The following is a 24,412-nucleotide window of genomic DNA, read 5'->3' as shown; positions in this document are numbered from 1 at the left end:
TCACAGTCACAAACCACCATGATTGAACCGTCTCGGATGTCTCCGAACACCTGTCTCGGATGTCTCCCGTCTATACACCCCGGCGGGGAGAGGTCGACCGGAGCGCAGCGAGGGGCGGGAGAGGGGGCGACGCGCTCGACGAAAATGCACCATGCGAAGCGCGCAAAGCCGTGTTCTGAATGCTCAACGCCCTCTCTCCCGGCGCCATAGCATCGAGCGAACACGAGATGCGTTCGCACTCGCTATTCGCGCCGACCTCTCCCCGCCGGGGAGAGGTGAGGGTGGTTCCGGCGCGAGATCTCAAAGAGCCACGCATTCAGGCTCCCTGAAAAATGCCTGCGAAAGCTCCCTCCCTGCCCGACGGCCTCGCGCAAAAATGGCGGCCGGCGCAATTCGCGCTTGCGTCTTATATATAAGGCATACATGCTCCGGTTCCTGGGAGGGGCAGGTGGCGATGTCGCATGATGAGCCACGATGGGGCAGGGCGCCGCGCGGCCGTACGGCGGCGGAAGAGGTTTATCTGGCGCTGCGCGACGACATCGTTTCGCTCGCCCGCAAGCCCGGCTCCCAGGTCAATGAAAAGGCCATTGCGCTCGCCCATGGCGTCAGCCGCACACCGGTGCGCGAGGCCATCTTGAGGCTCGCCGGCGAAGGCCTGATCGATGTCGTCTCGAAGGCCGGCACCTATGTTTCGCGTATCAGGCTGTCGGCGCTCGCCGAGACCATCGTCGTGCGCAAGGCTCTCGAAGAGGTGACGGTGCGGGCCGCCGTGGCCAATGCCACGGCCAGCCAGATCATCGGCCTGCGCGCCATCCTGACGCGCCAGATCGAGGCCTCGGCCGCCGGCGACCAGAACGCCTTTCACAGCGCGGACGAGGCCTTTCACGAGGCCATCGCACGGGCCGGCGGTTTTCCGGGGATCTGGACGCTGGTGCAGAACGTCAAGCTGCAGGTCGATCGCTACCGCCGGCTCACCTTGCCGCAACCCGGCCGCATGGCGCTGGTCATCGACGAACATAAGGCCGTGCTCGACGCCATCGAGGCGCGTGCCGCCGATGCCGCGGCCGAGGCCATGGGCCGGCACATTGCCGGTCTCGACGTCAACCTGGCGGAGATCCGCCGGATCAACCCCGATCACTTCGAGGAGGATGCGGCGGCCATCGAACGCTTCGTCGCCTGATTCATGCCGAGCGCCCCGCAGAGGGCGCCGTGCACCGAGAGGCGGGAAAACCGCCCCAGGCCAAGAATTCAAGCCAAGAAATTCAAGCCAAGAAATTCCAGGCAGGAAACCCAAGGGAGGAACCCTCATGACCGTCACACGCCGCAACGCGCTCATCGCCGGCGCAGGCCTTGCCACTTTCGCCGCGACGCCGCTGCGCGCCCAAGCCACCAAGCTGAAATGGGCGCATGTCTACGAGACCAACGAGGCCTATCACACCGAGGCGCAGTGGGCCGCCCAGGAGATCGCCAAGCGCACCAACGGCAAATACCAGATCGACGTCTTCCCGGCGTCCCAGCTCGGCAACGAGAACCAGATCAACGAGGGCCTGAGCCTCGGCACCGTCGACATGATCTATACCGGCGTGGCCTTCGCCGGCTCGATCCACAAGCCGATCGCGATCACCAACGCGCCCTATGTTCTGCGCGACTACAATCACTGGAAGGCCTATCGCGACTCGCCGCTGTTCCGGCAGATCGCCTCCGGCTACGAGGGCCGTACCCGCCACAAGGTGACCTCGCTGACCTATTACGGCGCCCGCCACGTCACGGCCAACAAGGCGATCAACAAGCCCGAGGACATGCGCGGCATGAAGCTTCGGGTGCCGCCGGCGCCGCTGTTCCTGATGTTCACCAAATCGGTTGGCGCCAACGCCACGCCGATCGCCTTCGCCGAGGTCTATCTGGCGCTCCAGCAGGGCACGGTCGACGGCCAGGAGAACCCTTTGCCGACCATCATGGCCAAGAAGTTCTACGAGGTTCAGAGCCATATCATGCTGACCGGCCACATCACGGAATCACTGGTCTCGGTCGTCGGCAGCCATGTCTGGAGCAAGCTCAACGATGCCGAGAAGGCGACCTTCCAGGAGGTGCTGATGCAGGCCGCGGCGCGCGCCTCGGAGGCGATCCGGACGTCCGAAAGCCAGTTGGCCGAGGAGTTCAGGAAGCTCGGCAAGACGGTGATCGAGCCGGACCGCGCGGCCTTCCGGGCGGTCGCCGTGCCGCTGCACAACGACGCCGCGGCGGGCGCGGGCTGGTCGCGCGCCGAATATGACGCGTTGCAGGCGCTTGCCCCGTCGAGTTGACGCCGGCGCGTCGGAGCGGCGGTCCGCCGCCGCTCCGGTGCCGCTGCGCGCAGAGCGGCCGGCCTGTCTCGTGCCGCCGCCCTCAGCCCCTTGACGCATGCCGATCCCAGGACTGCCGCCATGACAGATGTCGCGAAAGTGACGGATCTCGCGAGAGCGCCGTCGGAGCCCACCGAGGACGTCCATCTGATCGTCGCCGAGGACGAGGAGGTGACGGTCGAATATTTCCTCGAGGATTGGCTGTCGATCGCCCTGTTCTGGGCGCTCGCCTTCATCATCTTCCTGCAGTTCTTCACCCGCTACGTGCTGAACGACAGCCTGGCCTGGACCGAGGAGATCGCGCGCTACCTGCTCATGATCCTGGTCTTCGTCGGCGGCGCCATGGTGATGCGGCGCAACACCAATATCTCGGTCGAGCTGGTGATGAACGTCATGCGCGACGGCTGGCCGCGGCGGGTGCTGATCGCGGCGGTCGAGATCACCAAGCTCTTCTTCGTCTCGCTGCTCGCCTATTTTTCCGTCCTGATCACCGAGCGCATGCACGGCCTCTACATGACCGTCATCGATTGGCCGATGTCGCTGGTTTATGGCGGCATCGCGATCGGCTGTTTCCTGATGGTGTTCCGTCAGGCCATGAACCTGCTGCGCGAGGCCCGCAACGGCTTCCGGCGTCCATCCGCCCATTCCATTCCCGACGTCGATTGAGCGCGGCACGCCATGACCATCATCATCTTCATCTTCCTGGCCGCCCTCATCGCCGGCCTGCCGGTGTTCATCGCGCTGGCCGGCTCGTCGCTGGTCTACACGCACTTCATCGCGCATATCCCCGACTTCGTGGTCCTGCACCGGATGGCCGGCGGGCTGGATTCCTTCCCGCTGCTCGCCGTGCCCTTCTTCATCCTGGCCGGCAACCTGATGAATTCGGCCGGCATCACCAACAAGATCTATGACTTCGCGGTGGCCATCGCCGGCTGGATGCGTGGCGGCCTGGCGCAGGTCAACATCATCGGCTCGGTGATCTTTTCCGGCATGTCCGGCACGGCCATCGCCGACGCCGCGGGGCTCGGCACGATCGAGATCAAGGCCATGAAGGACCATGGCTATTCGACCGAGTTTTCGGTCGGCGTGACCGCGGCCTCGGCGACGCTCGGGCCGATCATTCCGCCGTCCTTGCCCTTCGTCATCTATGGCATGATGGCCAATGTCTCGATCGGCGCGCTGTTTCTCGGCGGCATCATTCCGGGCCTGGTCATGACCGTCTTCATGATGGCCTATGTCTGGTGGTGCGCGCGCAAATACGGCATGGGCCGCGACCAGGCCTTCCGTTGGCGGGTGCTGGGCTACACTTTCATCGCGGCGGTGCCGGCCTTGATGACGCCCGTCATCATCATCGGCGGCATGACCTTCGGCTGGTTCACGCCGACGGAAGCGGCGATCGCCGCCTGTGCCTGGGCCTTGATGCTCGGCGCCTTCCTCTATCGCTCGCTCAGTTGGAAGCAGCTCTACAAGGTCACGCTCGACACCATCGAGACCACGGCCGGCGTGCTGCTCATCGTCGCCGCGGCCTCGCTGTTCGGCTGGGTGCTGACCACGACGCGGCTGACCGAGCAGGCGGCCGACGCGCTGCTCTCGATCACCACCAATCCCTATATCATCCTGGTGCTGGTCAACCTGCTGCTGCTGGTGGTCGGCTGTTTTCTCGAGACCATCGCCGCCATCAGTATCCTGGTGCCGGTGCTCATGCCGATCCTCCTGAAGGTCGGCGTCGACCCGATCCATTTCGGCGTGGTCATGACGCTCAACCTGATGGTCGGCCTGCTGCATCCCCCGCTCGGCATGGTGCTGTTCGTGCTCGCCCGCATTTCCGGGCTCTCGGTCGAGCGGACGACGGTGGCGATCCTGCCCTGGCTCATTCCGCTGATCCTGTCGCTGGTGGCCATCACCTTCATTCCGGAACTGACGCTCTGGCTGCCACGCTATATGGGCATGCTGAAATAGCGTGGAGGAAACGCGTGAGTGGAGACGCGCGACGGGTTTTGACCTATCCATGCCGGCCATGCCTCACGCGAATGCCCGACCAATGGCCGCGGCCCTGACCGACAAGGCCGGCGCCGGCCCGCACCGGCACCGCGATCTCGCCGCGCTCCTCGCAGGCGAGATCGCCGCCGCCGTCTATCCGCTCGGCGGCCGGTTTCCGACCGAGCAGGAATTGCAGGCCCGTTTCCAGGTCGGCCGCCACACCGTGCGGGAGGCCCTGAAGATCCTGACCGAGCAGGGCCTGCTCGGCCGTCGCCGCAAGACCGGCACGGTGGTGCTGTCGAGCCGGCCGGTGGCGCATTACGCCCATAGCCTGCGCGACCTGCGCGGCCTGCTCGATTTCGCCGAGAACACGCTGCTCGACATTCGCTACGAGAGCTTCGTCTCGACGGCCGAGCGCGGGCCGGAGGAATTGCAGGGGCTGCCCGACACGCGCTGGCTCAGGATCGCCGGGGTCCGCTCGACCCGCAGCAACGGCCAATTGCTGTGCTGGTCGGAAATCTACGTGCCGGACCGCTTCGCGCCGCCGCGCGACCGGCTCCGCGAGCCCGATCGCGCCATCTACGAGCGCGTGCTGGAGCAGCATGGCCTGAAGCTCGAATATGTCGAGCAGGATGTCGGCGCGGCCGTTTTGCCGGGGCCGATCGCGGAATTGCTCGGCGCCGAACCGGACAGCCCGGCGCTGATGGTGACGCGCCGCTATGTCGCCCATACCGGCGCCACTTTCGAGGTCTCGCGCAACCTCTATCCGGCCGGCCGCTATTCGCTGCGCAGCATGCTCCGCCAGCGGGCCTGATCCGCCGAGCGGCCGATTGCGGTTCCCATCACCTGCCATTAAGTTCGAACAAATAGGCGGTTTGCGCATCGGCCGATCGCGCCGGGACCATCGGGGCTGACTGATCCAATGCTCGAAAGCATTTTGTCCGGCGTAAAGGTGGTCGACTTCACGCAGAATGTCGCCGGTCCGTTCTGCACGCAGATCCTCGGCGATCTCGGTGCCGAGGTGATCAAGGTGGAGCGGCCCGGGCGCGGCGACGATACGCGCGACTGGCGACCGCCGGAGATTGGCGGACAGTCGTCGACCTTCCTGGCGCTCAACCGCAACAAGTCCAGCATTTGCGTCGATATCGACCAGCCGGACGGGCAGAAGGTGCTGCGCGACCTCGCGGCGACCGCGGATGTTTTCGTGCACTCGATGAAGCCGGGCAGCGCCGAGGCGCGCGGGCTCGGTTTCGACGACCTCAAGAGCCGCAATGCAGGCCTCGTCTATTGCGCCATCAGCGCCTTCGGGCAGGTCGGACCGCTGAAGGGGCTGCCGGGCTACGATCCGCTCATGCAGGCCTTCACCGGCATCATGAGCACGACAGGCAGCCCGGGCGACGATCCGGTGCGCGTCGGCGTGTCGCTGATCGACATGGGCACCGGCATGTGGGGCGCGCTCGGCATCATGGGGGGCCTGATGCACCGCGCCAGGTCCGGTGCGGGCATGCTGGTCGAGGCGAGCCTGATGGAAACCGGCATCAGCTGGATGACGGTTTTCGTGGCGAGCTATCTGGCCACCGGCAAATTGCCGCAGAAGCTCGGCTCGGCCATGGCGATGACCGCGCCCTACGAATTGTTCGGCTCGGCCGACGGCCATGTCTTCATCGCCGCCGGCAATGATCGCCTGTTCGACAAGGTCTGCGCTGGCCTCGACTGTCCGGACCTGGCGCGTGATCCACGCTTCAGCACCAATCCGCAGCGTGTCGCCAACAGGCAGGCCCTGAAGGCGGCGCTGGAGGCGGTCACGGCCACGCGGACCACCGCCGTCATCGTCGCCGCGCTGCGGCAGGCGGGTGCACCGTGCAGCGAGATGAACGACGTGGCCGGGATGCTCGGCCATGAACAGGTTCGGGCCGCCGGCATCATCCAGGACATGCCGATCGAAACGGCGGCGCATCATCGGGTCGTGGCTCTGCCGCTGAAGGCCAATGGCGCGCGCAGCCGCGCCGGCGCGCCGCCGCCGGCGCTCGGCGCCGACACTGGCCGGATCCTGGCGTCGCTGGGTTATGACGCGGCCGAAATCGAGCGGCTGCACGGCCGCGGAGCGGTCGGCTGATGCAACCTCGCCAAATTCTCGCCCGCCAAGTTTCGGCCCGCCAAGTCCCGGTTCACGCCATGGAGAGAGCCATGCCCGCTCAGGCCGCCGCCCGCCCGCCGCTCGGCGGCGAGGATCACGAGATGCCCCTGACCGGGCGGCTCTCGGCCTTCATCCAAGAGGCCGAGGTCGACGACGCCACGCGGCGCCGTGCGGTGGCCGCGATCCTGGACACGCTCGCGGTGACGGTCGCCGGCGGGGCCGAGCCGGCGGTCAGGCGTCTCGCGGCGACCCTGGATCCGCGCCAGGACGGCGAGGTCGCCTCGTTGTGGGCGATGGCGGCCTATCGCGCCGACGATGCGGCGCTGCTGTTCGGCATGGCGAGCCATATTCTCGACTATGACGATGTCAGCATGCTCTCGGTCTGCCATCCGACCGCGCCGGTGCTCAGCGCCGCGCTCTGCGCGCTGCCCTGGCCGGACCTGTCCGGCCGGGATCTCGTCGATGCGGTGGCCATCGGCACCGAGGTGATGATCCGGCTGGGGCAGGCCATGGGTTTTCGCCACTATGCGCTCGGCTTTCACGCAACCGCGACGCTCGGCACCATTGGCGCGGCGGCCGCTGCCGCCCGGCTGATGCGTCTCGACCCTGCCGCCACCGCTCACGCCCTGGCGATCGCGGCGAGCCTTGCCTCCGGCCTGCGCAAGAATTTCGGCTCGATGGTCAAGTCGCTGCATGTCGGCATCGCCGCGTCGAACGGCCTGAAGGCGGCGCGCTGGGCGGCCGCCGGCATCGAAGGTGCGGCCGAGGCCTTCGAGCAGGAGGGCTTCCTCAAGGCCTTTTCCGGCGGCGAGACCGAGCGCTGGCCCGGGCATCTGGTGCTGGGCTCGCCTTTCGTGCTCAGCGAGCCGGGCTTCGAGCAGAAGCGCTATCCCTGCTGCTACCTGCTGCACAAGATGATCGAGGCGACGCTCGGGCTGGTGCGCGAGGCCCATGTCGACCTTGCCGATGTCGCCTCGGCCAGGGTCGACATGCCCCCCGGCGGCACCAAGCCGTTGATCCATCCGTTCCCACAATCGGGGCTCAACGCCTTGTTCAGCGCGCCCTATGCGGTGACGGCGAGCCTTGCCGACGGCCGCATCGACCTGAAGAGCTTCACCGACGCGGCCGTCTTGCGTCCCGAGATCCAGGCGCGCCTGCGCGACGTCATGGTGGTCGAGGCCGCCGGCACCTCGCTGCAGGGCGCCGATGTCGGCGGTGCGCCGGTCACCGTGACGCTGACGCTGCGCGACGGCACCAAGCACGCCAGGACCGTCCAGGCTTCGCCCGGTTCGCTGCAGGATCCGCTGACGCCGGAACAGCTCGCGGCGAAATGGACCGACTGCCTGCAGCGGGCAGCGCCCGGCATCGACGGCGGCCTTGCCCTGCGGCTGTTTGGCCAGGGCTCGGATCTCGCCGCCTTGCCGCGGGCCGGCGATTGGCTGCTTGCTTTGAGAAGCGCTGTCTCAGCGGCCTGATCGTCTTATGCTGCGAGGCTCCACCAGACCCTTCTCGAACGACCCGATGCGGGAGCGACGGCTGCCATGACGGACCTGAAAGCGGCGGGGCTTCTCGCGGCGGATTTCGAAACCCTGCGTTTGTCGGCGCCGCGCGACCATGTCGTCGTCGTGCAATTGCACCGCCCGGACGTGTCGAACGCCCTCAACACGCAGATGGGCCGCGACCTCGTGCGCTGTTTCGAGACTATCGCGCTCGATCCCGGCGACATCAGGTGCGTCGTCCTGACCGGCGCCGGCGCCAAGGCCTTTTGCGCCGGCGGCGACCTGAAGGAGCGCCGGGGCATGACCGATGAGGCCTGGACGCGCCAGCACGTCATCTTTGAGCGCATGGCCCGCGCCATCCTGGATTGCCCGGTGCCCATCGTCGGCGCGGTCAACGGCGCGGCTTATGGCGGCGGTTGCGAGATCGCCGCGGCCTGCGATTTCCTCTATGCGGCCGAGACGGCCCGTTTCGCGCTGACCGAGGTGACGCTCGGTATCATGCCGGGCGCCGGCGGCACCCAGACCCTGGCGCGCGCGGTCGGCGAGCGGCGCGCCAAGGAGCTGATCCTGACCGGCAGGCCGTTCAGCGCAGCGGAGGCCGCCGGTTGGGGGCTGGTCAACGACGTGCTGGCCGACACCGACCTGCTGATGGAAGCGGCGCTGAACACGGCGGCGGTGATCGCGCGCAACGCGCCGATCTCGGTGCGCCAGGCCAAGCAGTCGATCCATCGCGGGCTGCAGATGTCGCTGCGCGACGGCCTGACCTTCGAGATCGAGGCCTATAACCGCATGGTGCCGACCGAGGACCGGCACGAGGGCGTGCTCGCCTTCAACGAAAAGCGCCGGCCGGTCTTCAAGGGGCGTTGACCGGCGCCTCGCCGTGGAGATTTCGTACCGAGAGTTCGACCAAGACAAAGAACGGTTCCGCGGCCGCCTCGGGCGCCGGACAGAGCCGGGGTTCAGGGAGGGACGTCATGCATCGCCGTGATCTGTTGCAGGGGCTGGCGCTCACGCCCTGGCTCGCGCCAATTCTCACTTCCGCCGCGCGCGGCGCCGGCGGCTATCCCGACCGGCCGCTGTCGATCATCAACGGCTATGCGCCGGGCGGATCGACCGATGTCTCGGCCAGGCTCCTGGCCCAGGCCCTGTCGGTCGAGCTCAACGGCGCCTCGGCGGTCGTCGAAAACCGTCCCGGCGCCAGCGGCACGCTGGCCAGCGACTGGCTGCGGCGCCAGGCCGCCGACGGCTATACCCTGATGCTGTCGGAATCCTCGTCCTTCGCGATCTGGCCGAGCATGCATGTCGACGGCACGCGCTATCGGCCGGTGGAGGATTTCACCTGGATCTCGACGGTCTGCACCTCGCCGCTGGTGCTGATCGTCAGCCCCGATTTTCCGGCCAGGACCTTGCCCGAAGCGCTCGACGTGCTGCGCTCGCCGCGTTCGGAAAGCCTGAGCTTCTCCAGTTCCGGGGCTGGTTCGATCCCGCATATCGCGGCCGAACTGCTGCGCCATACGCTCGGGCCCGGCGCGAAATCGCCGCATATTCCCTATCGCGGCGGCGCGCCCGCGGTGCTGAGCGTCGGCAAGAACGAGACGGCCTGGGGCGTCGCTTCGCTCGGCTCGGCGGCCGGCCTGATCGAGGGCAAGATGGTGCGTGCGCTGGCGGTCACGGGGCCGACCCGGTTCTCGCAATTCCCAGATGTACCGAGCTTCGTCGAGGCCGGCATGCCCGAGATGGAACTGAACATCTATTACCTCCTGCACGCGCCGGCCGGCCTGCCCGCGCCGGTGACCGCGGCCCTCAACCAGGCGGCCGCCAAGGGCATCCTGCAGGACGGGCTGAAGCAGCGTTTCGTCGGCGCCGGCATGGAAGCCTGGACCGGCCTCAACACGCCGGAGGCGGCGGTGCGGCTGGTCGAGACCGAGCTGAAACGCTTCAAGGCGATCGCCGAGCGCACCGGCATCCGGATTTCGGGTTAGTCCCACCGCCCAGCGGTTAGGACGGGTTGGCCTCGGCGCAAACAAGTTGCGGATATCAGGCGCAGACAGGGCGGGATGATATTGGACCCGATGCTGTGCCTGGCCACGGTGCCGGGCCGGCGTCCGGTCGATCCAGCACCAAACGCTCCCAGGAAAGGTCTCGTCTTGGCCGGGCTTGTCCCGGCCATCCACGACGTCATTGCCATGGCCGGTCAAATTCGTGGATGCCCGGGACAAGCCCGGGCAAGACGAGAAAGGCCGTCGAGCCAGCACGCTGGCTCCACCGTCGCATGACACGTGCCGTGGCGGAGGACGGCGTGAAACCCACACATCGTCTTGTCCGGACTTGCCCCTGATATCCACGGCTTGGCCGCACTGAAATCGGTCGATCCGTGATCGAGGTGCTCTGGCACCGAGCCGATCAGGCGGTCAGGCGCTCGCCGCGCATACCGGCGTCCGCCCGCCCGGCCGTCGCCCGGAAGTCGTCGAACATCCGGCGGATGCTTTTCGAGCCGCAGGCGACCAGCTCGAAGTGCTGGTCGAAATGCAGCCACTCCATGACGATGCCGCAGACCAGCCAGTCGAAGGTCCGGGCGGCGGTCTCGGCCGGCCAGGACGGGCTCAGCTGCCCCTTCTCGGCGGCCAGCGTGAAGGCGCTGACGAACAGGGAACGCTGCCGCTTCATCGCCTCCTGCTGGCGATCGAGGACGCGTGCCAGGTCCCCCTGATATTCGCAGCGCGTCATGATCCGGTAGATGCGCTGGCGCCGCAGGTCGCTGGCGAGCAATTGCAGGCTTTCCAGCGCGATGCTTTCCAGCAGCGCCAGCGGGTCCGGATGACCCTCGACCACGGCGCGGGCGATCACCTCCTCCTGCAGCAGCGACACGCTGTCGTGCATCGCCATGAAGAGTTCGGTCTTGTTGGCGAAATACCAGTAGATGGCGCCGCGGGTGACGCCGGCCTCGGCGGCGATCTGCTCAAGCGAGGTCACCGCCACGCCATTCGCGAAGAACAGGCGTTCGGCGGCATCGATGATGCTCTGCCGCGTCTCTCCGGCATCGGCCTTGGTCCTGCGCACGGCGCCGTCCTGTCTCCGCCAAGCGGTCTAGAGGGGCAGTTCATCTCTGCTTGCGCGCGGGCGGCCGCCTGTGGCGGCCGCCTCGGGGCAATGCTGGCCCGAACCTCAGTGGTTCGAGGTCGGCGCCGGCTGCCCGGCGCCCGTGGCCGGTTGTTCGGCTGGCGCGCGGGGAGGCTCGCCCGTGGCCGGCGCGCCGCCCTTCGCCTTGTCGCCGCCACCGAACAGGGTGGAGATGACGACGAAGAAGATCGGCACGAAGAACACCGCCAGCACGGTTGCGGTGATCATGCCGCCGAGCACGCCGGTACCGATCGCCTGCTGGCTGCCGGCGCTGGCGCCGCTGGCCAAAGCCAGCGGCAGGACGCCGAGCGCGAAGGCGAGCGAAGTCATGATGATCGGCCGGAAGCGCAGATGGGTCGCTTCGATGGTCGCATCGAACAGGCTCTTGCCTTCGGCACGCAGGTCCTTGGCGAACTCGATGATCAGGATGGCGTTCTTGGCCGAGAGGCCGATGATCGCGATCAGGCCGACCTTGAAATAGACGTCGTTCGGCATGTCGCGCATGGTCACCGCCAGCACCGAGCCGATGACGCCGAGCGGCACGACCAGCATGACGGCGATCGGGATCGACCAGCTCTCATAGAGTGCCGCCAGGCACAGGAACACCAGGATGCAGGACAGCGCGATCAGCAGCGGCGCCAGCGAGCCCGACTGGATTTCCTGCAGCGACTGGCCGGTCCACTCGTAGCCGAAGCCAACCGGCAGTTCGGCCGCGAGCCGCTGCATCTCGGTGATGGCGTCGCCCGACGAATAGCCGGGAGCCGCCTGGCCGCTGATGCGGACGGAGGGATAGCCGTTATAGCCGATGATCTGGGACGGGCCGCGCTGCCACTCGATGCGCGCGAAGGCCGACAGCGGCACCATGCCGCCATTGGTGTTGCGCACATTCAGCGTCAGCAGGTCGGCGGTCTGCATGCGGCTGGCCGCCTCGGCCTGAACCAGGACGCGCTGCTGGCGGCCGCCATTGGGGAAGTCGTTGACATAGGCCGAGCCCAGATTGGTGGTCAGGGTGGCGTTGATGTCGGCGAAGGTGACCCCGAAGGTATTGGCCTTTTCACGGTCGATGATCAGGTTGACCTGGGCGGCGTCCGGCAGGCCTTCGACGAACAGCTGGCTGAGGATCGGGCTCTTCTGGGCCGCGCCGAGCAACTGGTCGCGCGCCTCGGCCAACTGCTGCTGGCTCTGGCCGGCACGGGCCTGGAGCCGGAACGCGAAGCCGTTGGAATTGCCCAGGCCCTGGATCGGCGGCGGCGACAGGCCGAAGACGATCGCGTCACGCACCTGCGACAGCGCGATACTGCCGCGCATGGCGATGGCCGCGGCACTGTCGTTCGGACCGCGTTCGCTCCAGTCCTTCAAGGTGACGAAGGCGAGCGCCGCGTTTTGGCCGGTGCCGAAGAAGCTGAAGCCCGAGATCGCGATGATCCGCGCCACTCCCGGTTCGGCCAGGAAGTGCTTTTCCGCCGCCTTGATGGCGTCGAGCGTGCGGTTGGCGGTGGCATCCGACGGCGCCTGGAAATTGACGATCACATAGCCCTGGTCTTCATTCGGCAGGAAGGCCGTCGGCAGCCGGACGAACAGATAGCCGAGCCCGGCGAGCAGGGCGGCATAGATGATCATGTAGCGCCCGGCGCGCCGGATCAGCTTGCCGACGAAGCCGCTATAGGCATGCGAGGTCCGGTTGAACGAGCGGTTGAACCAGCCGAAGAAGCCGCGCTTCTCGTGATGGCCCGGTTTCACCGGCTTGAGGAACGAGGCGCAGAGCGCCGGCGTCAGGCTGAGCGCCAGCAGGGCCGAGAACAGGATCGACACCACCATGGTGATGCTGAACTGCTTGTAGATGACGCCGACCGCGCCGGGGAAGAAGGCCATCGGAATGAACACCGCGACCAGCACCAGGGTGATGCCGATGATGGCGCCGGTGATCTGGCCCATGGCCTTCTTGGTCGCTTCCTTCGGCGACAGGCCTTCCTCGGCCATGATGCGCTCGACGTTCTCGACCACGACGATGGCGTCGTCGACCAGGATGCCGATCGCCAGCACCATGCCGAACATGGTGAGCACGTTGATCGAGAAGCCGAAGGCGAGCATGGCCGCGCAGGTGCCGAGCAGGGCCACCGGCACCACCAGCGCCGGGATCACCGTGTAGCGGAAGTTCTGCAGGAACAGGAACATCACCAGGAAGACCAGCAGCATGGCTTCCGCAAGCGTTTCCATCACCTTCTCGATCGACACCTTGACGAAGGGCGAGGTGTCGTAGGGCACCGAGAATTCGACGCCCGGCGGGAAATAGGCCGCGAGCTCCTTCAGGCGCGCCTTGACCGCTTCCGACGTCGCCATGGCGTTGCCGGTCGGCGACAGCTGGACGCCGATGGCCGCGCTCGGCTTGCCGTTCAGGCGCGACGAGAAGCTGTAGGACAGGCCACCGACCTCGACACGCGCGACGTCGCGCAGCCGGACCGCCGAACCGTCGGGATTGGCACGCATGACGATCGCGCCGAACTCCTCCGGCGTGGTCAGCTGGCCCTTGACCAGCACGGTCGCGGAAATCTGCTGGGTGATCGGATTGGGCAGGGCGCCGATGCTGCCGGCGGCAACCTGGGCGTTCTGCGCGGTGATCGCGGCGACCACGTCGCCGGCGGTCATGTTGAGGCCGACGAGCCGGTCCGGATCGATCCAGATGCGCATCGACCGCTCGGTCGCGAACAGCTGCGCCTTGCCGACGCCGGGGACGCGACGGACCTCGCCGATGATGTTGCGCATCATGTAGTCGCCGAGACCGATATCATCGACCGAGCCGTCGGACGAGGTCAGCGAGACCACCATCAGGAAGCTCGAGCTCGCCTGTTCGACCTGGACGCCCTGCTGGGCGACCGAGCGCGGCAGGCGCGGCTCGACGCGGCGAACCCGGTTCTGCACGTCGACCGCGGCCTGGGCCGGATTGGTGCCGGGCTGGAAGGTGGCGGTGATGTCGACCGAACCCGACGTGTCCGAGGTCGATTCGAAATAGAGCAGGCCGACAATGCCGTTCAGCTCTTCCTCGATCGGCCGGGTCACGGCCTGATAGACGTTTTCAGGCGAGGCACCGGGATAGCTGGCGGAAATCGAGATCTGCGGCGGCGCGACGGTCGGATATTGCGCGATCGGCAGCAGCGGGATGGCGATCGCGCCGGCCAGCATGATCAAGAGCGCGACGACCCACGCAAAGATCGGGCGTTCGATGAAAAATTGGGGCATGAGGTGCCGACCTTACTGAACGGTGCTGTTGCTGGCCGCGGCGGACGTCTGGGCCGGGGGCACCCAGGCCGTCGCCTTGACCTTGGCGCCGGGGCGCAGGCGCTGGAAGCCGTCGACCACCACCCGCTCGCCGGCCTTCAGGCCCTCGTTGATGACCGAGCGGCCATTGACCACGCGATTGGTCGTGACGGTGCGCAGCTCGGTCGTGTCGTCTTCCTTGACGACATAGACCTGCGCCCGCCCGGCATTGTCGCGCTGCACCGCCTGCTGCGGGATGGCGATGGCGCCGCGCTGGACGCCCTGCTCGATCTGCACGCGGACATAGAGGCCCGGCAGCAGGTCACCGTTCGGATTGGGGAATTCGCCGCGCAGGGTGACCTGGCCGGTGGTCGTGTCGACGGTTGCTTCCGAGAACAGCAGGCGGCCGGGATGGGGATAGAGGCTGCCATCGTCGAGCAGCAGCCGGACCCGGGCTTCGTCCTGGCCGGTGGCGGTCAGCGCGCCGGCCTGGAGCGCCCGGCGCAGGCGCACCAGGTCGGTCGCCGACTGGGTGAAGTCGGCATAGACGGGATCGAGCTGCTGGATGATCGTCATCGGCTCGGCGCCGTTGGCGGCGACCAGCGCGCCTTCGGTCACCAGCGCCCGGCCGGTCCGGCCGCGGATCGGCGCGGTGATATTGGTATATTGCAGGTTGAGCTGGGCGGCGGCGAGGCCTGCCTTGCCGCTGGCGACATCGGCGTCGGCCTGGGCGAGGGACGCCACCGCGCTCTCATATTGCTGGGGGCTGGCGACATTGCGCGCGCGCAGCTGCTCATAGCGCTCGGCCTGCTGCTGGGCCTGGATGCGGGTCGCTTCGGCGCGCTGCAGGGTTGCCTGGGCGCGCTCCACCTCGACACGGAACGGCGCCGGATCAATCCGGTAGAGCACGTCGCCCTCGTTCACCGCCGTGCCCTGCTGGAACACGCGCTCGACCACGATGCCGGAGACGCGGGGCCTGACCTGGGCGATGCGCGTCGGCGCAATGCGGCCGGGCAGCTCGTTGGTGATCGGGATATCCTCGGGCGCCGCGGTGAACACCGCCACCGGCGCCGGCGGCATGGCATGGCCCTGGGCCTGCTGGCCATCCTTGCACCCGACCAGCACGAGGCTGAGCGAGAAGGCGATCGGCATCATGATTCGCGAGGGTTGAAAGCGCATGGTGGATCCAGGAAAGGGCGCGGGCGCGCGGTTTGACGGGCAAAAGACGAAAAAGCCGCTCGTTGCACGGGCGGCTTGAAAAGGCGGGATCGTCTCGCGGTCGTGAGAATGACAGGCGCGGGACGTGATATACAGACACGTATGTATGTATATTGCGGTGCAATAGTCAAGCTGGGCGGCTCGCCGCGCCGGGGAGCGTTACTGACGGAGGCCTGCGTTCGTGTCGTGTTCGGCGCGGCGACGGATCGTCGCGGGGGCCGGTTTGCGGCGCCGCTGCCGGTCAATTCCGCGGTGGAAGCGCGAGCCTCAGGTGCTCGCTTGTGTCGGATCGAGGCGCCGCATCAAGGGCAGGCCGGCCGTCGAGACACATCCAGACATGCGGCTGAAGTGGTGGATGGCCGGGACAAGCCCGGCCAAGACGATGTGTTGCTCGCATGGCGGGCCGGGCCACGGCGCGGCCCCCGCATGCGCTCGGTCCGGCGCTCGTCGCTCCAAGGACAATTCTCGTCTTGCCCGGGCTTGTCCCGGGCATCCACGACTTCGCTTCCGCCAAGGCCTGCCGGTGCCACACCGGCCAGGCGCGGATCAGCCGAATTTCCGCGCCGACAAAAGCTCGCGAAAAGCCCCCAGGCCTAGCCGGCGATGCCGGCGCGGCACATCATGGCCGCACCCGCAACCAGCGCTTCATCAACCGGCTCAGACGATCTCCGACACCACCTTGGCGATCAGCGCGTTCGACAGGATCACCGGCAGCCCGCTCGCCGCCGAGACCATGCGGCGATGCCGCTCGACGAAACCCATGCAGTCCATCAGCACGATATCGGCGCCGCGCGCGGCGAGATCACGCGCGGCGGTTTCCAGCGCGCCCTGATCCGCGGCATAAGGCGAGGCGGCGGCATAGATCGGCTGGCGCGGCAGGGCCGCCCATTTCACCGCTTCACTGCCGATCTGCTCGGCCAACGGCACGATGATGCCGACCTGGGCGTCCTGGATCGCCGCGGCGACGGTGGGTGGCAGGATCCGGTCCGGCTCGACCAGCCGCGCCCGCTCGCAATGCAGCGTCTCGAAGGCCCCGGTGCAGAGCATCAGGATCGTCGTGCAGCCTTCGGCCTCGAGCGTGGCGAGACGGCCCCGGGCGGCCGCCTCGGTCGCCTGCTTGTCGATGATGACGGTGCTGCCGTCGAGCATCTTGGTGATCAGCACGGGCGCGCCCGGTCGCGGCGCGAATTGTTCCGCGACCTCGCCCCGGGTCAGGCCGTCGAGTACGCCGGCGTGAATGCGCGGCAGCGCGCCGTCGACATGGGCATCGAGGATCGGCGTGATGTCGGCGCGCGGCGCCTGGCCGATGGTGAGCGTTCCGAGCTTGCGATGGGTCATGATCTCTTGCCTCAACCTTGCCGCTTCTGCAGATGCGCCAGCGAGCCGTAGAGTGCGATCAGCCGCTCATATTCGGCGGCGTCGTGGAAATGGCAGGTGCCGCGGGTGAATTCCTTGGCGACCTCGACCGCGAATTTCACCGCGAGCGCGATATCGACCTCATGGCTGGCACCGGTGCCGCAGCCGGGCACCACGCTTTCCGCCGCGATGGCGACGCCGACCACTGGCGCCGCGGTCGCGATCGACGGCTGCAGGATGCTGTTCAGGTGGTAGACGCCATTGCCATAGGGCGTGATGTCCTGGGTGGTGATCGGAAAGGTCACGGCCGGTCGGCCGGTGGTCATTTCCATGATCCGGACGAGATCCTCGGCAACCCGCAGGATGTAACCCTGCTTCACCGTCGGCGAGATGGCGATGCCCTTGTGATTGAGGATGCGATTGCCCTTGGTGGTGTCGATCGACAGCACCGCCGCCATCTCGGGCAGGATCTCCTGGGCGTTCATGTCCTCGGTCTCGATGGGCGAGTCCATGAAATCGACCGGCTGGTGCGGCCGGGTCGGGGCGTCCGGGCAGACATGGGTGGTGACGATGACGTCGCCGGGCAGCGCGTCGCCCTTGGTCTGCATGTCGGCGAGCTTCAGCGCGGTGGCGACCGCCGCGATCGCGCCGTCGCCGTCCGAGACCAGGCCGATCCGGCTCGGCCTTGCGCCGATGCCGCCGAGCCGGCCGACCACGCCGAGCGTCGGCGTCGTGCCGCCGCGGGTCAGGCCGGTCGCGCCCGGCAGCACGATCTTGACGAAGTCGGTCTTGCCCTTCGGTCCGCTGATCTCCCGCACGCTGACCTGGGCGTCCGGGTAGCGCGCGAACAGATCGATCACGGTCTGGCCCGAGGCGAAGGCGCTGTCGAAGGCGTCGAACACCTGGAGGGTTTGCGAAAGGCTCATCGTTCGTTCCTTGGCGGTTGGAAGCGTTGGGGGTCGAGGCTCAGCGCCGGAAGTTCTTGATCACCGAGTCGAAGAAGCTGAACAGGGCGTCGCCGGCGATGGTGCCGGCGGCGAACACCTCCATGTCGCCGTCGCTGTCCTTGCCGCGCAGCCGCTCCCAGACGAGCCGCGCAGCGATGCCGGCGGCAACGGCCCAGCCGGCCATCGGGAAATTGATCAGGAGGCCGGTGGCGAAGAGAACGCCGATCTGGCGCTTCGGTCCGCCGACGAATTGCAGGATGGCGCCGGGGATCGCCCAGAGGAACAGCGACCAGGCGACGCCAGGGGCGACGCCGGCCTTGATGGTCGCGACATAGACCCGGTCGACCGGCGGGATCAGTCCTTGCGCGAAATAGGTCTGGTAGCTGAAATAGACGACAAGGCCGGCGACCGCGAAGGCCAGCATGGCGGCGAACAGCTGCTGGCGGCGTCCGTCACGTTCGAAGGCCGGATCGGCGCCATTGCCGCGCAGCAGATAGCCGGCCTTCAGATCGTAGCCCATGTCGGCGAAGGCGGGGCCGGTGGCGGCCGAGAAACCGACGAGCAGCGCCAGCGCCGGCATCGGAAAGCCGATGAGCATGCCGATGATCAGGGTGATCAGCGCCACCGCGAAGGCCGGGAACCAGCCGGAATGCATGGCGGCGAGGCCGACGATCAGTTCATGCACATAGGCCGCGAAAGCGGCGTAGAGCACGAACAGGACCAGCATGCCGAACGGCATGTGGCTGGCAAGCCCGCCGGCGATCGCCAGGAACACCGCGATGGCGAGATAGCCCGCGGTGCCGAGGCCGAGCGCGCGCCGGACCTCGGTATCGGGCCGGCCCGCGGTCTCGGCCGCCGCGGCGCTGTCGCGATGCATCAGGAGCTGGCCGACCTGGATCAGGGCGACGATGCCGGCGCCGATCATGAAGCCGTGCGGGATATAGGCGGCCATCAGGTCGCCGCGCGGGATGAGCGTCGCGAACAGCGTGTTGTTGAACAGGTCGCCGGAATAGCCGCGCAGCAGCAGGCCGATGCCGAACATGCTGAGCGCCCAGATATTGCCGATGAAGGCGACGCCGAAAGCCGACATCGGGATCTTGAAGAAGGCGCCGACCACGCCGAACGCCACGCCGATGCCCATCAGGACCGCCTTGCGGCCGCCCTCGTCGCCAGCCTTGATCGCCTCGGCCGCGGCGACGCCCGGAGGCCAGGCGCCGGTGGCCGGAAACACCCGGCTGTCGAACATGCGGTAGAGCAGGTAGCCGTCGAGCAGCATGGCCAGGAACACGCCGATGAACATCGGCAGGATCAGCTCGGGCATGCCGAGCAGGAACGGCACGCCGATCGGCAGCAACAGGCTGTTGGCGGCGCCGAAGGTCGCCGAGGAAATCGCGCTCTGCGCCAGGTTCTGCACATGGATCGAGCGATAGCGCATGAACAGCCCCACCGGCACGCGGGCCAGCGCCATGGCGGCCATGGCGCCGATCAGCGAGGTATTGGCGGTGACGCCGAGCGAGACCAGCAATTGCATGCCGATGATCGCGCCGAAGATCGAGAGTATGCCGATCAGCACGAAGGTCGCCGGGTCGAACAGGCTCGGGTGGCGCTGGGAGGTTTCTCCCGGCGCCGGCTGTTGCGTCTCGTTCATCTGGAAGATCCCCTGGTCTTTGTCTTGATGGGCCGATCGCGTCTGCGCGCGACCGGCCGGTCTCATGCTGGCTGCCGATGCAATGGGACTGCCTGGCTATTCTGCGGCGACCGCGCGCCGCGGCTCGATGCCCTCGGCGCCATAGTCGCGCCGCGCCGCTTCCGGCGTGACCAGCCCGAGCGCCACGTCGTCGGCGACCGCCTCGCGCGACCGCTCGGCCGGATCGCCATAGCCGGCGCCGCCGGCCAGCATGACCTCGACGATCTCGCCGGGCTTGTTGACCTGGACCAGCTCGCCGGTACCGCAATCCTTGATCAGGCGGCCGGTGTCGTCGAGCACGCGACCGGACGCGCCGCCGCCGGCCTTGCCGCCGAACAGGCCGGGGATCGGGTTGTTGACGCCTTCCGGATAGACCGAGACCAGGGTCGGCAAGCCGTCATCGACGAGCTTGCGCAGCTTGACCGTCTGGCCGAGGCCGCCGCGATGCCGGCCGGCGCCGCCGGAATCGGCGACATAGGTCTTTTCGATCACCAGCACCGGCACCCGCGCCTCGAAGGTCTCGATCGAGGTATTGGCCGCCGAGGTCGGGTAGAGCAGGCCCGACTTGCCATCACCATGGGCCGAGCCGCCCTGGCCGCCGCCCATGAACAGCATGTCGGAGTAGGTGTCGCCGGCGCGGTCGCGGCCATAGACGTTGGCCGCGACGGGCAGGCCCGTGAAGGCCTGGACCTGGGTGGGGGCCGCCTTGGACAGCGCCCGGAAGATGTTGGGCGCGATGTACCAGCCGGTGCGGGTGCGCAGATTGACCGCCATCGGCTTGTCGCAGTTGAGGATCGAGCCTTCGGGCGCCTTCACGGTGAAGGCGCGGTAGCAGCCGGCATTGCCGCGGACATTCGGCGTCAGCATGCATTTCAGCGGATAGGTCGCATGCGCCGTGGTGTAGTTCAGCGTGCAGTTGAGGCCGCCCTGGGCAAGCTGGGCCGGTGCTCCGGCGAAGTCGAGCTCGATGGTCTCGCCTTTCACCGTCAGCGCCAGCGGATAGGTCATCGGCGTGCCCAGCGGGTTGTTGGTGACCGTGCCGTGATAGGTGCCGTCGGGCAGCGCGGCGATGGCATCGCGCATCGCCTTTTCCGAACGGTTCTGCACCACCGAGGCGAGCGCCCGCAGGTCCTGCATGCCGTAATCGGCCATGAAGGAGGCCAGCCGCTCGGCGCCGATGGCATTGGAAGCGACGAAGGAGTGCAGGTCGCCCAGCACCTGTTCGGAATTGCGGACGTTTTCGCCGAGCAGCCGGAGCAGGGTGTCGTTCGGCCGTCCCGCCTCGTAGAGCTTCATCGGCGGGATCTGGAAGCCCTCTTCGTAGATCTCGCGGGCGCGCATGCTGTCCTTGGTGCCGCCGATATCGGAGACATGGCCGACGGTCCCCATCAGGCCGACCACGCGGTCGCCCATGAACACCGGCGTCACGACGGCGATGTCGAACAGGTGGCCGGCGCAGAGCCAGGGATCATTGGTGATCAGCACGTCGCCGGGCTTCAGCGTCTCGGCCGGGTAGCGCGCCAGCAAAGCCTTCACCGCGCGCGGCAAGGTCAGGTTGAACACCGGCATGGCGCGCGGGCTGTGGGCCAGCGTCTCGCCTTCCGGATCGAGCAGCTCGCAGGCGAAATCCTGGGCTTCCGAAATGACCAGCGAGAAGGCGGTGCGGCAGACGGTCAGCCACATCTCCTCGACGACATTGACCAGCCGGCTCCACATGATCTCGAGCGCGATCGGGTCGGCCTCGATGCGGCGGGCGGCTTCCGCCACCGGCATGTCGGCCGTGATCACCGTTTCCACCGCGTCGGCCTGGCCGATGGCGATGATCAGGTCGAGCACGTGGTCGACCGTGACCGTGTCGCCCGGCGGCACGATGGTGGTGGCTTCGCGCTCCTCGATGATCGCCGGCCCGGCGAGGCTGTCGCCCGGGCGCAGCGCGTAGCGGTCATAAACGGTGGCCTCCTGCCAGCCGCCGTCGAACCAGGCGCGCCGCGTGCCTTTCACCTTGGCGCCGGCATCGCCGCCACCGGCCGCCCCCGACAGCGACAGGGTCGCGGCGGGACCGGCGCAGCGGACGCGGAAATTGATCGCCTCCAGCCGGGCGCCCTCATAGACCGAGGTATAGCGGGCCGAATAGACGGCCGAGAAAGCCTCGCGGATGGCGCCGAGGCTCGCGGCGCTGATCGGGCCGCCGGGCAGCGGCACGGCGATGTCGTGCATCTGGCCGACCAGGCGCATGTCGGCGCTGCGCTCGACCGTGATGTCGGCGGCCTTGACGCCGGCCGCGATCAGGTGGCGCCGGCCCTCGGCCTCGAGCTCGGTCAGCAGGGTGTTGACGCCGGGGGCGTCGAAACCGTCGGAGAACTCCACCGGCAGCGAGCGCACCATGTCGAAGGAGAGCGGCGCCACCAGGAAGCCGAGGGCGGAGGCCGCCCCCGAGGCCGGCGGAATGATCACTTCCTTGACGCCGAGCACGCGGGCGACGTCGGCGGCATGGGCCGGGCCGGCGCCGCCGAAACCGACCATGGCGTAGCGGCGCGGATCCTTGCCCTTCTCGACCAGATGCACGCGGGCGGCCGCGGCCATGCTTTCGACCACCACCTTGTGGATGCCCCAGGCGGCCTCTTCGACCGACAGGCCGAGCGGCTTGGCGACCGTCTTGATCGCCTCCGCGGCAGCCTTGGCGTCGAGCGCCATGCGCCCGCCGAGGAAGAAGCCGGGATCGTAATAGCCGAGCGCCAGATTGGCGTCGGTCACCGTCGGCCGCGTGCCGCCCATGCCGTAGCAGGCCGGGCCCGGATCGGAGCCGGCCGAATGCGGGCCGACCTTCAGCAGGCCGACCTCGTCGATCGCCGCGATCGAGCCGCCGCCGGCGCCGATCTCGATCATGTCGATGACCGGCGCCTTGATCGGCAGGCCCGAACCCTTGGCGAAACGGTTGACCCGGCCGGCCTCGATCATCTGCGTGACCTCGGCGCGGCCGTTCTCGATCATGCAGGCCTTGGCGGTGGTGCCGCCCATGTCGAAGGAAATCACGTCCTTGTGGCCGGCGAGCTCACCGAACAGGGCGGTGGCGAGACCGCCACCCGCCGGGCCGCTTTCCAGCAAGCGGATCGGGAAGGTGCGCGCGGTTTCGGGCGAGACCAGGCCGCCGGCCGAATGCATCAGGCGCAGCGCGCCGCCGAACGCGCGGGCCTCCAGCTCGCGCTGCAGGCGCGCCAAGTAGCTGTGCATCAAGGGCTGGACATAGGCATTGGCGCAGGTGGTGACGAAGCGCTGATATTCCCAGATCTCGGCCACCACCTCGCTCGACAGCGACACGGTCAGCTCGGGGAAGGCTTCGCGCACGATGCGCCCGGCGGCCTGTTCGTGGGCGGGGTTGCGATAGCTGTTGAGGAAGCAGATGGCGATCGCCTGGCAGCCGGCCGCGGCGAGCCGCCCGGCCTCGGCGCGCACCGCCGCCTCGTCCAGACCGGTGACGATCTGGCCGTCGCGATCGATCCGCTCGTCGACCTCCAGCCTGAGGTCGCGGGCGACGAAGGGCTCGGGAAAGGCCAGGAACAGGTCATAGATGTCGTAGCGCTGCTCGGTGCCCATTTCCAGGATGTCGCGGAAGCCGCGGGTGGTGATCAGGCCGAGCTTGGCGCCCTTGCGCTCGATCACCGCATTGGTCACCAGCGTCGTGCCGTGGACGATCTCGGAGACCTGGCCAAGCGTGATGCCGGCCATGGCGACCAGCTCCTCGAGGCCGATCAGGGCGGCTTCCGAGGGGTCGTGCGGCGTCGTGAGCCGCTTGTGCAGGCGGACCGACTTCTCGGCGTCGTCATAGAGGATGAAATCGGTGAAAGTGCCGCCGATGTCGAAGCCGATGCGCCAGCGCTGGGTCATAAGCTCTTCTCCTCAATAGGAAATCTCACGGGAATGAAACGCTTGTCGCCGATCACCGTGGCGATCTCGGCGGCCCCCTCGCCAAGCGCGGCGATGATGGCGGTCCGCTCGTGCGGCGTGACGGTCGAAGCCGGATAGGAAATGCACAGCGCCGCCTCGTCGCCGGTGACGGGATCGCCGACCGCCACCGAGATGGCGCCGACGCCGCGCACGGCCTCGTCATGGGATTCGGCAAAACCGGCCCGGCGGATCGCGCCGAGCCGGGTGATCAGGTCGTCGAGCGTCTGCGGCGCGGTGGCCGACGGCGGCACGAAGCCCTGGGCATAGAGCTTGCGCACCTCGTCGTCGGGCAGCCGGGCGAGCAGGGCGCGGCCGGTGCTGCTGGCAAAGGCCGCGATGCGGTCGCCAATGGTGGAAACGACGCGCAGGATGTTGCGTCCCGGATGGACGGTGATGCCGACCACCTCGCCGCCGCGGCGCATGCTGATATAGCCGGTATGGCCGATCTCGCCCGCGACCCGCGCCACCACAGCGTCGGTCCGGTCGATCAGCGATGTCGCGAACCGATAGATGTGGCCGGTCTGGTGCAGGAGCAGGCCCGGCCGGTAGCGCTTGGTCTCGCCCACCGTCTCCAGAAAGCCGGCATCGCGCATGGCGCGCAAGAGCCGCGACACATTGCTCTTCGGCAGGCCGAGCACCAATGACACTTCGGTCACCGTCAGCTCGTTGCGGGTGACGGAGAAACAGCGGAGCACGTCGGCGGCGCTGGAAAGGATGGACATGCGGACCACGCCCTTCTTTGTTCCATAAATTGGAACTTGAGTTGTATAATATGAAATTAATGTGGATATCACCGCGCTGTCAAACGCTGGATGCCGTCTCCGGATTTGTTCGTATGGTCGCGCGCTTGCAGCGGGATGGGCATGCAACCGGGCCCGGATGCGCCAAATGACCGCCAAAACGCGCGGTTTCGATCGCGCGGGCGT

General features: G+C 67.7%; 17 protein-coding genes. 9 read left to right on the top strand and 8 right to left on the bottom strand.

What is annotated here, in order from left to right; genetic code table 11:
- Positions 1-454 precede the first annotated feature (454 nt).
- The 9 genes from AC07WJ_RS32900 to AC07WJ_RS32860 all read left to right on the top strand — a co-directional run bounded on the left by AC07WJ_RS32900 (position 455) and on the right by AC07WJ_RS32860 (position 9,940).
- A complete protein-coding gene (locus AC07WJ_RS32900) occupies positions 455-1,180 on the top strand; it encodes a GntR family transcriptional regulator (RefSeq protein ID WP_494938950.1) in 726 nt (241 codons plus the stop codon).
- A 127-nt stretch (positions 1,181-1,307) separates the two neighbouring features.
- Positions 1,308-2,303, top strand: coding sequence for a sialic acid TRAP transporter substrate-binding protein SiaP (locus AC07WJ_RS32895; protein WP_494938945.1), 996 nt, complete (start codon positions 1,308-1,310; stop codon positions 2,301-2,303).
- Between the two features lie 120 nt (positions 2,304-2,423).
- Positions 2,424-3,008, top strand: coding sequence for a TRAP transporter small permease (locus tag AC07WJ_RS32890; protein ID WP_494938944.1), 585 nt, complete (start codon positions 2,424-2,426; stop codon positions 3,006-3,008).
- A gap of 12 nt (positions 3,009-3,020) precedes the next feature.
- A complete protein-coding gene (locus tag AC07WJ_RS32885) occupies positions 3,021-4,301 on the top strand; it encodes a TRAP transporter large permease (RefSeq protein ID WP_494938943.1) in 1,281 nt (426 codons plus the stop codon).
- An 82-nt stretch (positions 4,302-4,383) separates the two neighbouring features.
- Entirely contained in the window at positions 4,384-5,136 is a 753-nt protein-coding gene (locus AC07WJ_RS32880; protein WP_494938942.1) for a GntR family transcriptional regulator, read from the top strand.
- 108 nt (positions 5,137-5,244) lie between these two features.
- On the top strand, positions 5,245-6,438 hold the full coding sequence (locus tag AC07WJ_RS32875) for a CaiB/BaiF CoA transferase family protein (RefSeq protein ID WP_494938941.1): 1,194 nt from the start codon (positions 5,245-5,247) through the stop codon (positions 6,436-6,438).
- 71 nt (positions 6,439-6,509) lie between these two features.
- Complete coding sequence (locus AC07WJ_RS32870) at positions 6,510-7,934, top strand: MmgE/PrpD family protein (RefSeq protein WP_494938940.1); 1,425 nt, start codon at positions 6,510-6,512, stop codon at positions 7,932-7,934.
- Between the two features lie 66 nt (positions 7,935-8,000).
- Positions 8,001-8,825: an enoyl-CoA hydratase/isomerase family protein gene (locus AC07WJ_RS32865; protein WP_494938939.1), complete on the top strand. Its 825-nt coding sequence runs from the start codon at positions 8,001-8,003 to the stop codon at positions 8,823-8,825.
- A 107-nt stretch (positions 8,826-8,932) separates the two neighbouring features.
- Positions 8,933-9,940, top strand: a complete 1,008-nt coding sequence (locus AC07WJ_RS32860) for a Bug family tripartite tricarboxylate transporter substrate binding protein (RefSeq protein WP_494938938.1) — start codon at positions 8,933-8,935, stop codon at positions 9,938-9,940.
- Positions 9,941-10,361: 421 nt separating this feature from the next.
- Here AC07WJ_RS32860 and AC07WJ_RS32855 read toward each other — a convergent pair whose 3' ends face one another.
- From AC07WJ_RS32855 to AC07WJ_RS32820, 8 genes are all read right to left on the bottom strand, one after another.
- Positions 10,362-11,018, bottom strand: a complete 657-nt coding sequence (locus tag AC07WJ_RS32855) for a TetR family transcriptional regulator (protein ID WP_494938937.1) — start codon at positions 11,016-11,018, stop codon at positions 10,362-10,364.
- 105 nt (positions 11,019-11,123) lie between these two features.
- Positions 11,124-14,315 (bottom strand): multidrug efflux RND transporter permease subunit, encoded by a 3,192-nt coding sequence (locus AC07WJ_RS32850; RefSeq protein ID WP_494938936.1) that lies wholly within the window; start codon positions 14,313-14,315, stop codon positions 11,124-11,126.
- Positions 14,316-14,327: 12 nt separating this feature from the next.
- Entirely contained in the window at positions 14,328-15,512 is a 1,185-nt protein-coding gene (locus AC07WJ_RS32845) for an efflux RND transporter periplasmic adaptor subunit (RefSeq protein WP_494938935.1), read from the bottom strand.
- 696 nt (positions 15,513-16,208) lie between these two features.
- Positions 16,209-16,889, bottom strand: coding sequence for an AroM family protein (locus AC07WJ_RS32840; protein WP_494938934.1), 681 nt, complete (start codon positions 16,887-16,889; stop codon positions 16,209-16,211).
- Positions 16,890-16,900: 11 nt separating this feature from the next.
- Positions 16,901-17,833 carry a DUF1177 domain-containing protein gene (locus tag AC07WJ_RS32835; RefSeq protein ID WP_494938933.1) on the bottom strand — a complete coding sequence of 311 codons (933 nt, stop codon included), beginning with the start codon at positions 17,831-17,833 and terminating at the stop codon, positions 16,901-16,903.
- 40 nt (positions 17,834-17,873) lie between these two features.
- A complete protein-coding gene (locus tag AC07WJ_RS32830) occupies positions 17,874-19,502 on the bottom strand; it encodes an OPT/YSL family transporter (RefSeq protein ID WP_494938932.1) in 1,629 nt (542 codons plus the stop codon).
- Between the two features lie 96 nt (positions 19,503-19,598).
- Entirely contained in the window at positions 19,599-23,426 is a 3,828-nt protein-coding gene (locus AC07WJ_RS32825; protein WP_494938931.1) for a hydantoinase B/oxoprolinase family protein, read from the bottom strand.
- Positions 23,423-24,208 (bottom strand): IclR family transcriptional regulator, encoded by a 786-nt coding sequence (locus tag AC07WJ_RS32820; RefSeq protein ID WP_494938930.1) that lies wholly within the window; start codon positions 24,206-24,208, stop codon positions 23,423-23,425. Before AC07WJ_RS32820 ends, AC07WJ_RS32825 begins: the two co-directional genes overlap by 4 nt.
- Positions 24,209-24,412 lie beyond the last annotated feature (204 nt).

Source organism: Phreatobacter sp. GW821-FHT04C01 (assembly GCF_059420385.1).
The sequence above is the reverse complement of the archived record's forward strand: the minus strand, read 5'-3'. Positions and strand labels throughout refer to the sequence as shown.

Bases quoted from the DNA above. Each gene is read 5' to 3' on its own strand.
- AC07WJ_RS32885 (WP_494938943.1), top strand. From the start codon at position 3,021: ATGACCATCATCATCTTCATCTTCCTGGCCGCCCTCATCGCCGGCCTG.
- AC07WJ_RS32845 (WP_494938935.1), bottom strand. From the start codon at position 15,512: ATGCGCTTTCAACCCTCGCGAATCATGATGCCGATCGCCTTCTCGCTC.
- AC07WJ_RS32890 (WP_494938944.1), top strand. From the start codon at position 2,424: ATGACAGATGTCGCGAAAGTGACGGATCTCGCGAGAGCGCCGTCGGAG.
- AC07WJ_RS32900 (WP_494938950.1), top strand. From the start codon at position 455: ATGTCGCATGATGAGCCACGATGGGGCAGGGCGCCGCGCGGCCGTACG.
- AC07WJ_RS32865 (WP_494938939.1), top strand. From the start codon at position 8,001: ATGACGGACCTGAAAGCGGCGGGGCTTCTCGCGGCGGATTTCGAAACC.
- AC07WJ_RS32825 (WP_494938931.1), bottom strand. From the start codon at position 23,426: ATGACCCAGCGCTGGCGCATCGGCTTCGACATCGGCGGCACTTTCACC.
- AC07WJ_RS32820 (WP_494938930.1), bottom strand. From the start codon at position 24,208: ATGTCCATCCTTTCCAGCGCCGCCGACGTGCTCCGCTGTTTCTCCGTC.
- AC07WJ_RS32870 (WP_494938940.1), top strand. From the start codon at position 6,510: ATGCCCGCTCAGGCCGCCGCCCGCCCGCCGCTCGGCGGCGAGGATCAC.
- AC07WJ_RS32880 (WP_494938942.1), top strand. From the start codon at position 4,384: ATGGCCGCGGCCCTGACCGACAAGGCCGGCGCCGGCCCGCACCGGCAC.
- AC07WJ_RS32860 (WP_494938938.1), top strand. From the start codon at position 8,933: ATGCATCGCCGTGATCTGTTGCAGGGGCTGGCGCTCACGCCCTGGCTC.
- AC07WJ_RS32830 (WP_494938932.1), bottom strand. From the start codon at position 19,502: ATGAACGAGACGCAACAGCCGGCGCCGGGAGAAACCTCCCAGCGCCAC.
- AC07WJ_RS32850 (WP_494938936.1), bottom strand. From the start codon at position 14,315: ATGCCCCAATTTTTCATCGAACGCCCGATCTTTGCGTGGGTCGTCGCG.
- AC07WJ_RS32835 (WP_494938933.1), bottom strand. From the start codon at position 17,833: ATGAGCCTTTCGCAAACCCTCCAGGTGTTCGACGCCTTCGACAGCGCC.
- AC07WJ_RS32875 (WP_494938941.1), top strand. From the start codon at position 5,245: ATGCTCGAAAGCATTTTGTCCGGCGTAAAGGTGGTCGACTTCACGCAG.
- AC07WJ_RS32895 (WP_494938945.1), top strand. From the start codon at position 1,308: ATGACCGTCACACGCCGCAACGCGCTCATCGCCGGCGCAGGCCTTGCC.
- AC07WJ_RS32840 (WP_494938934.1), bottom strand. From the start codon at position 16,889: ATGACCCATCGCAAGCTCGGAACGCTCACCATCGGCCAGGCGCCGCGC.